The organism is Synechococcus sp. R55.7, assembly GCF_047461955.1.
GTDB lineage: Bacteria > Cyanobacteriota > Cyanobacteriia > Thermostichales > Thermostichaceae > Thermostichus.
The window spans coordinates 1-7582 of record NZ_JANSIC010000079.1; the positions used below are offsets into that span (position 1 = coordinate 1).

Sequence of the window (7582 nt, forward strand, 5' to 3'; positions counted from 1 at the left end):
GCTCTTCCGTGGATCCCGTCACGTCAGACTCCAACACCCCTTCCAAATCCACCAAGCTGCCGTTGAAGTGGTCGGCAAAACGGCGGGCAATCTCCGCCAGCTCCTGGGTTAGCTCGAAGGACTGCCCACCGTGCAGGGTGTCGCGGCGCTCTGCACGACTTGGAGAATCGGTCGCGACAGCGGTGCGGAGCACTTTGTTCGCACCGGCAGGAAAAAGTCCTTGGGTTGCCAAGCCGGCCACCTTGGGGCCACCCATAGGATTGTCCCGCTCAGGCTCTGGCGAAGGTGGGCTGGAGTCAGAAGGGGAATGTTGCTGTCGCCGGGCAAGGCCGTGGCTCTGCGGTTCTGCTCTGGGCTCCCTTGAGGAAGCACGACTGTTGGTGCTATCGCTCTGCAACCCCGGCGTGGCCACAGGATCTGGGGGGGCGGGGGGCAGGTCTGTTTCTCGGCTGAGCAGTGCCGAGGACTCCGCACCGCTGACGCGAATGGAAACATGCGGCCCGCTGGAGCGCTGCACAATCAAGTTGAGCTGCACAGGGCGCTGCAGCAGGTTGTGGAGCACCGACCGCAGTTCGGCTTCTTTGCTGCGCACTTTTTCCACCAAACCCTTGCTGGGAAAGGCGAGGGTAATTGCTTCAGGAGTCTCTTGGTGCAGGTGGCCGGATCCCATCAGAGCCTTGGTGAGGGGAGAGAGGCGCTTGAGGAACTCGTCCCAGTGGGGGCGCAGCAGCTTGACTGTGGCGGCGTCCCTTGCCGGTTCTCTGGGCTGCTCCGAGGACTCCGTCCGAGTAGCGCGATCTGCCTTCTGGCTCGACGCAACAGCAGGGGAGGCTGAAGGCCCAACAGTTAATTCATCTATCTCACCAACAGTTGATGGGCTTGATGGGCTGATGGTCGCAGCAGGGGCCGGAGGGGCTGTCCCGTCCGGGGGAGTTCTCTGGGGTGCAGGAGATAGGTCAAGGGCTGGGAAAGGACTCCGTTCCGCTGAATCCTCAGCCACCATGCTTGGGCGCAGCTGGCCCAGCAGATCCACTAGGGCAATTTCCAACCACAGTTGGGGCTGTCCGCTTTGACGAATTTGCGGCTCACACTGGCGCAGATGGCTCTGGGCTGCCAGCAGTATCTCCACCGAGTAGCGAGGGGCCCGTTGCTGCAGGGCTGCCCAGGTGGAGTCCGTTACAGCCACCAACTCCCGTTGCTGGGGGGCTGTCTTGACCAGCAGCAGATCCCGGTAAAGGGCCACCAAGTTCTGCAACAGGGCTAAGGGCTCTTTGCCCCGCTCCAACAATTGCCGAGTTTGGCTGAGCACCGCCTGCACATCCTGAGCCAGCAGCGCATCCATCAGAGCCAAAAGCTGCTGTTCCGGGATCCCGCCCACCAAGTCCCAAACCGCCTCCGGGGTGATGGATCCTTCCAAGAGGCTGAGCTGGTCCAGCAGGCGTTCGGCGTCCCTCAGGCCCCCTTGGGAAAGTTGGGCCACCAGTTGCAGCGCCTCCGGCGTGATAGGGATCCCTTCTTGGGCGGCGATCTTGCCCAGGTGGGCCACCATGTCGTCGAGGGGGATGCGGCGGAAGTCAAACCGCTGACAGCGGGAAACAATGGTGGGCAAAACCCGCTGCGGGTCAGTGGTGGCCAGGACAAATACCACGCGGGGGGGCGGCTCTTCAAGAGTTTTCAGCAAGGCGTTGAAGGCCGCATTGCTGAGCATGTGGCACTCGTCGATGACATAGACTTTGTAGCGGCTGTTCACCGGGGCAAACTGGGCCCGCTCGATCAGCTCGCGGATGTTGTCTACGCCGGTGTTGCTGGCCGCGTCAATCTCGAGAACATCCAGGGAGGCTCCCGCAGTGATGGCGCGGCATTGGCTGCACGCCTGGCAGGGATCCGGCGTCGGCCCCTGTTCACAATTCAAAGACTTGGCCAAGATGCGGGCGCTGGAGGTTTTTCCCGTGCCCCGCGGCCCGCAGAACAAATAGGCAGGCGCCACCCGCCCCAGCCGGATGGCATTGGCCAGCGTTTGCACCACCGCTCCTTGGCCGACCACATCGGCAAAGCGCTGCGGGCGGTATTTTAAATGCAGGGGTTCATAGTTGCCAGCGGTGGCCATTTCCGGGATCTCCAAGCAAGCAGCGCCCCAACCGGAACCGCGCAAGAGCTCTGCTCTGCTGACGCGATCCCACCGGGGCTCCCCTATTCTGGCTTCTCGATGGCGGGATCCCTCCCTGCCCATCAAGAGCAGGGCTGGACACCAGGGGGGGAGACCGGCAGAGCTTTTGTGCTCCGCTCCGCTGAGGACTTGGGATCCCGGCGACGCAGAGAGGGAAGCTGGATCCAGCCGGGCGAGTCGAGCTGATCTATGTGCTGCACGCGGTAGCTGAGCTGATACACCTCCTTCCTGAGCTGGCGATTCTCTGCCTGGATGGCGGCGATGCGCTGGCGGATGGGCTGCAGGCGGGCTTGCAGCTTGCGCCGGTAGAGCTCTGGCAACTCTTGAATCATCTGCTCCAGCAACTGCTTCTCTTGGTAAAGCTGCTCGATCTCCGCCTCATAGCTGCGAATTTGCCGGTGTTGCTTTTCTTGGCGCAGCTCCAGAAGGTCTACCTGGCCCTGCAAGATGCGATTGCGCTCTCGCAAAAGCTGGATTTCCTGCTCCCGCGCAGCCAGAGCTTGGGCAAACTCCGTCTTGCCGATGCAACCTGCTTCCTGCATCGTTTCTCCCTCAACCCATCCGTACATGGATACCAAGGGATCCGTCCCACCAGACCCTACCCGTCACTGTATCCGGCCCGCGGGGGTGAGGCAAATGGCCTCTGGCCCGCCGACGCCAAAGCTTGCTTCACCTGGGCTTCCAGCTCAGCCAGGGATCCGGAGTTGTCCAGCACCACATCGGCACGGCGCACTTTTTCCGCCAAAGGCCACTGGCTGGCGATGCGAGCTTCGATTTCTGCCGGTGTAAGAAGATCCCGGCGAGCAAGGCGTTGCCGCTGCTGCTCTGGGGTGCAAGTCACCACCCAAATCTCGCTGGCCCAATTTTCCATGTGGGCTTCAAACAGCAACGGGATCATCAGACAAACGGTTTGAGATCCCTGGGCAGAGGAAAACCCTGGCCCGCTGTTCTTTTGGGAACCAGGCTCTTCCTCAAGCGGCACCCCATGGACTTTAGAGCTCTGCTCCGCCAACGCGGACAGAAAATCTTGCAGTTGAGCTCTAACGAAAGGGTGGATTTGGGCCTCTAGCCAAGCCCGCTCAGCGGCATCTGCAAACACGATCTGGCCCAACCGCCGGCGATCCAGATCCCCGGAGGGTGTTTGGATGGCCTTCCCATAGCGTTCCAGTACCCGCTCGCGAATGGGGGATCCCAATGCCAAAGCCTGGCGGGCCATTTGATCGGCATCGGCCACCGGGATCCCGTGCTGCTCCAAGATGCGGGCGACCGTGGATTTGCCCGTGCCCACTCCGCCCGTCAGGCCGATGATCCTCATCGAGCTGTAGGCCATAGTCAAGAAGAGGCCGCTGGTGCGGCCATTGCCGTTTGCGCTACTCGGACGGAGTCGTTAGAACGGTGCTCTGCCGCAGCCGGCAAAGGAGAGCTGGGCGGCAGCAGGCTATACTCAAAGCCCTCCACCAAAGCCCGACAGGAGGCCTCGATGATGTTGGTGGAAACCCCCACCGTTGTCCAACGGCGGTGACCGTCGCTGAACTCCACCAGCACCCGCGTTTTGGCCGAGGTGCCGGCCCGCCCGTCCAAAATGCGCACCTTGTAGTCGGACAGGTGAATCGCTTCCAGTTGGGGATAAAACTCCAGCAGCGCTTTGCGTAGCGCCCCATCCAGAGCAGCCACCGGCCCATTGCCTTCCGCCGCTGTCACTCGAGTTTGCCCCTGCACCGCTATCTTCACCGCCGCCAAAGATTGCACATCCGTTGCTTCGCCACTGGGATCCCAGTCTTTGCTGTTCCAATCGGAGCGGGTGGTGGTCGTCACGTTGAAGCTGAGCACCTCAAAAGGATGGGAGCGTTGTCCCAGCAAGCCCCGCACCAACAGCTCAAAGCTGGCCTCAGCAGCCTCAAACTGATAGCCCTGCAGCTCCAAAGTTTTCAGCCGCTCCAAAATCAAGCGCGCCTGTGGATCCGACTTGTCCAGCCGGATCCCGAATCCGGCCATTTTGTGGAGAATGTTGCTCAGCCCCGCCTGTTCTGAGACCACGATGCGGCGACAGTTGCCCACTTGCTCCGGGGCGATGTGCTCGTAGGTGAGAGGGTTTTTCTGAACGGCGCTGACGTGGATCCCGCCCTTGTGGGCAAAGGCCGATAGGCCCACAAACGGCGCATGGTCATCCGGGGCCAAATTGACCACCTCGCTGATGGAGCGGGAGATCTCCGTCAGGTGTTGCAGCTTCTCTTGCGGCAGACAGCGATAGCCCAGCTTCAGTTGCAAGTTGGGAATGACGCTGCACAGGTCGGCATTGCCGCAGCGTTCCCCATAGCCGTTGATGGTGCCCTGCACCATGCGCGCCCCTGCCTGCACCGCCGCCAGGGCATTGGCCACAGCAGTGCCGGAGTCGTTGTGGGTGTGGATCCCTAGGGGCAAGTGCTGCAGGTGATGGGATTCTGCCAAGACAGCTGCCGTGATCGCCGCAATCTCGTGGGGCAGGGATCCGCCGTTGGTATCGCAGAGAACCAGCCACTCTGCCCCTGCCTCGGCAGCCGCCACCAGGGTTTGCAGGGCATAGTCGGGGTTGTGGCGATAGGCGTCGAACCAGTGCTCGGCATCGTAGATGACCCGCCGCCCCTGGGATCGCAGATAGGCAATGGTGTCGCGGATCATGGCCAGGTTTTCCTGCAGCGTGGTGCCCAGGCCCTCGGTGACGTGGAGATCCCAAGACTTGCCGAAGACGGTTATATAGCGGGTGCCCGCCGCCAAAATGGCCTGCAGCATGGGATCGTCTGCCGCCCGCCGCCCCGGCTTGCGGGTAGAACAAAAAGCCACCAGCTCGGCTTGCTCTAGGGGCTCTTCCCGCATCTGCCAGAAAAACTGCACATCCTTGGGATTGGCTCCTGGCCAGCCCCCTTCAATGAACGGGATCCCCAGCCGATCCAGCAGCTTGGCAATCTGTAACTTGTCTTGCACCGACAGCGATAGCCCCTCTCGCTGGGCCCCATCCCGCAGTGTGGTGTCGTAGAGAGTGATGGTGGCTGAGCAACCCAGATCAATCTTCATATCGCATCAGTTTCTTGTAAAAGGCGGTGGAGAAATCCGGCTGTTGTCCGCGCTGCACCAAAGAGACGACATCAATCAGATAATCCACAAACTCGTAGTTGGCGATGGAGAGCTGATAGGTGAGATCTGCATCCTGAGCAAAGATCACCTGAACCACCGTCAGATCCGAGGGCAACGGGGACGTATGCCAACTGGCCAAGAAGCGGACAGGCCCCTCTCCCTCGATGGCCCTCTGCCCTTCCAGGCTGGCTTTTTTGTAGAGGCCCACCGCGAGGGCTAGGTACTGTCGGCGGGCAACGGCGTAATAGGGCTGATAAACGGCCACTTCTGGCGGGCTGGCGGGTTCAAGTTGCAAAGCCATGGTGCGCTAGGAGAGGGGTACCGCTTTTTCTAAGTTTCATGAAGTTCTGCAAGATAGGTGGGATCCCTATAACCAAGTAGATATCTCTGCATTGGCTGTAGCAAGTGTCGCCGGAAAAAGCTGTGAGGTCAATTGCGGCAGAGAACCCAGAAAAAATTATAAGGGGCCACTGCAACCCATTTTATTCAGCGTATCGCGAAGCGGTGCGGTTCCCGGTAGGGTGCCGGAGGCATAGCACCATCGCGACAGCGGGTGAGCGGACTACGGATAGATTGCCCAATTGTCTACTTTTCCTTGAGGGATCCCGCATCCCAAGCTGGAGGGAAGCGTTGGAAAGTCGGGGATCTCTAGGAAAGAATAGAAAAGGAGGGATCCCTGCCCCTGATAGCAACCGGCTTTTCTCCTGCCGGCGGTGGCGAGACGGTGCCCTTGCTTGGTTCTCCAAACGCTTGGCATCTTCTGTCTTCATGAGCACAGCCCAAGGCCCAACCGCCTCTCGTCTCGACCTTCTCCCCCCCGGAGAGGGAGGAATAGCGGCCAACCCCCTGCTGGAGTGGGATCCCGTCCTGCAGCGCAAGTTCCAGCAGCTTGTCCAGATCTTCGCCGAGATGGAGCAGGTCTTGGTGGCCTACTCTGGGGGGGTTGATAGCAGCCTGGTGGCCAAGTTGGCCTGCGATCAGCTGGGGGAGCGGGCCCTGGCTGTCACCGCTGCTTCTCCTTCGCTGCTGCCCGAAGATTTGGAAGAAGCAATTCAGCAGGCTCGGCAAATCGGGATCCGCCATCAGATCGTCGAAACCCACGAGCTGGAGGATCCGAGCTACGCTGCCAACCCTGTTAACCGGTGTTACTTCTGCAAAAGCCACTTGCACGATACCTTGCGCCTGTTGGCCCAAGCCCAGGGATATAACCATGTGGTGGATGGTCTCAATGCCGACGATCTGGCCGATTACCGACCGGGGACACAGGCAGCTCGGGAGCGCGGCGTGCGTTCCCCTTTGGCGGAGGTGGGGATGAGCAAGCTGGAGGTGCGGCAATTGTCTCGCCACCTGGGGCTGTCTTGGTGGGATAAACCGGCCCAACCCTGCCTCAGCTCTCGCTTTCCCTACGGGGAGGCAATCACCCCTGAGAAGCTGCGTCGGGTGGGAGCGGCGGAGCGCTACTTGCGCAGCTTGGGTTGGCGGCAGGTCAGGGTGCGCTCGGAGAAGGACACCGCCCGCATCGAACTTCCTCCGGATCAGATCGTGGAGTTTGTGCAGAAAACCAATCTGGAAGCGCTGGTCAAGGCCCTGCAATCCTTCGGCTATCTCTATGTCAGTCTCGATTTGGAGGGCTACCGCAGCGGCAAGCTCAACCGAGTCCTCAACCTTTCCCAGTTGGCCACAAGCTAGCGGGCTGGGGAAGCCGTAGGGGATCTGTGTTGAAGTTTTGCGCCGGGTGATTATGAGAGGGTTGCGGTTGCTCTGGCTCTGCTTGGGGGTGCTGGGGTTGGCAGTTGCCGGCCCTACTGCGGCTCAGGTGGAGTCCCAGAAGAAGGGGGGCGCTCAGCCCATGGATACGACTGACCTCAGCGCCGTTGCCGACCGAACGTTACGGCTGCGTTCTGACCGGCAAACCTTCGATCAACGGGCGGAAGTCTTCCAAGCAGAAGGCAATGTGGAGATGCGGCTGGGCCGCTCTGTGTTGCGGGCGGATCGCCTGCGCATTGAACTGCGACAGCGGCGGGCTGTGGCCGAGGGCAATGTTTCTATTCAACTGGATCGGCAGCGCATTCAGGGATCCCGGCTGGAGTACGACTTTGAGCAAGAGCGGGGATTTTTGGAAGAGGCCTTCGGGCAGGTGGATATTGGCCAGTTGCAGGCCAGTGGATCCCCGGCAGCCGCTTTGGCGCCAGAGCGGTTGGTGCGCTTTCGTGCCGTTCGCATTCGCTTCGATGCCAACACCTGGGAAGGAGAACAGGTGCGGCTGACCAACGACCCGCTGGATCCGCCGGAGTTGGAGATTCG

The 7582-nt window shown here is 60.9% G+C and carries 7 protein-coding genes; 2 read left to right on the forward strand and 5 right to left on the reverse strand.

Annotated features, from left to right (window positions below):
• The 5 genes from NW820_RS05895 to ebsA all read right to left on the reverse strand — a co-directional run.
• A partial coding sequence (locus NW820_RS05895) for a DNA polymerase III subunit gamma/tau (protein ID WP_414406952.1) occupies nucleotides 1-2107 on the reverse strand: 2107 nt, incomplete at its 3' end.
• A gap of 122 nt (nucleotides 2108-2229) precedes the next feature.
• Complete coding sequence (locus NW820_RS05900) at nucleotides 2230-2736, reverse strand: hypothetical protein (RefSeq protein ID WP_414406953.1); 507 nt, start codon at nucleotides 2734-2736, stop codon at nucleotides 2230-2232.
• 29 nt (nucleotides 2737-2765) lie between these two features.
• Nucleotides 2766-3482, reverse strand: a complete 717-nt coding sequence (gene coaE, locus NW820_RS05905; protein ID WP_414406954.1) for a dephospho-CoA kinase — start codon at nucleotides 3480-3482, stop codon at nucleotides 2766-2768.
• A gap of 17 nt (nucleotides 3483-3499) precedes the next feature.
• On the reverse strand, nucleotides 3500-5218 hold the full coding sequence (gene cimA, locus NW820_RS05910; protein WP_414406955.1) for a citramalate synthase: 1719 nt from the start codon (nucleotides 5216-5218) through the stop codon (nucleotides 3500-3502).
• Nucleotides 5208-5579, reverse strand: coding sequence for a type IV pilus biogenesis protein EbsA (ebsA, locus tag NW820_RS05915; protein WP_414406956.1), 372 nt, complete (start codon nucleotides 5577-5579; stop codon nucleotides 5208-5210). Before ebsA ends, cimA begins: the two co-directional genes overlap by 11 nt.
• A 467-nt stretch (nucleotides 5580-6046) precedes the next feature.
• On the opposite strand from ebsA, the gene larE reads away from it, so the two are divergent.
• On the forward strand, nucleotides 6047-6967 hold the full coding sequence (gene larE, locus NW820_RS05920; RefSeq protein ID WP_414406957.1) for an ATP-dependent sacrificial sulfur transferase LarE: 921 nt from the start codon (nucleotides 6047-6049) through the stop codon (nucleotides 6965-6967).
• A 52-nt stretch (nucleotides 6968-7019) separates the two neighbouring features.
• Nucleotides 7020-7582: DUF3769 domain-containing protein (locus tag NW820_RS05925; RefSeq protein WP_414406958.1), on the forward strand; the 563-nt coding region annotated here is incomplete at its 3' end.

Coding starts and splice junctions, on each gene's coding strand:
- coaE (WP_414406954.1), bottom strand. CDS start 3,482: ATGAGGATCATCGGCCTGACGGGCGGAGTGGGCACGGGCAAATCCACG.
- cimA (WP_414406955.1), bottom strand. CDS start 5,218: ATGAAGATTGATCTGGGTTGCTCAGCCACCATCACTCTCTACGACACC.
- NW820_RS05900 (WP_414406953.1), bottom strand. CDS start 2,736: ATGTACGGATGGGTTGAGGGAGAAACGATGCAGGAAGCAGGTTGCATC.
- larE (WP_414406957.1), top strand. CDS start 6,047: ATGAGCACAGCCCAAGGCCCAACCGCCTCTCGTCTCGACCTTCTCCCC.
- ebsA (WP_414406956.1), bottom strand. CDS start 5,579: ATGGCTTTGCAACTTGAACCCGCCAGCCCGCCAGAAGTGGCCGTTTAT.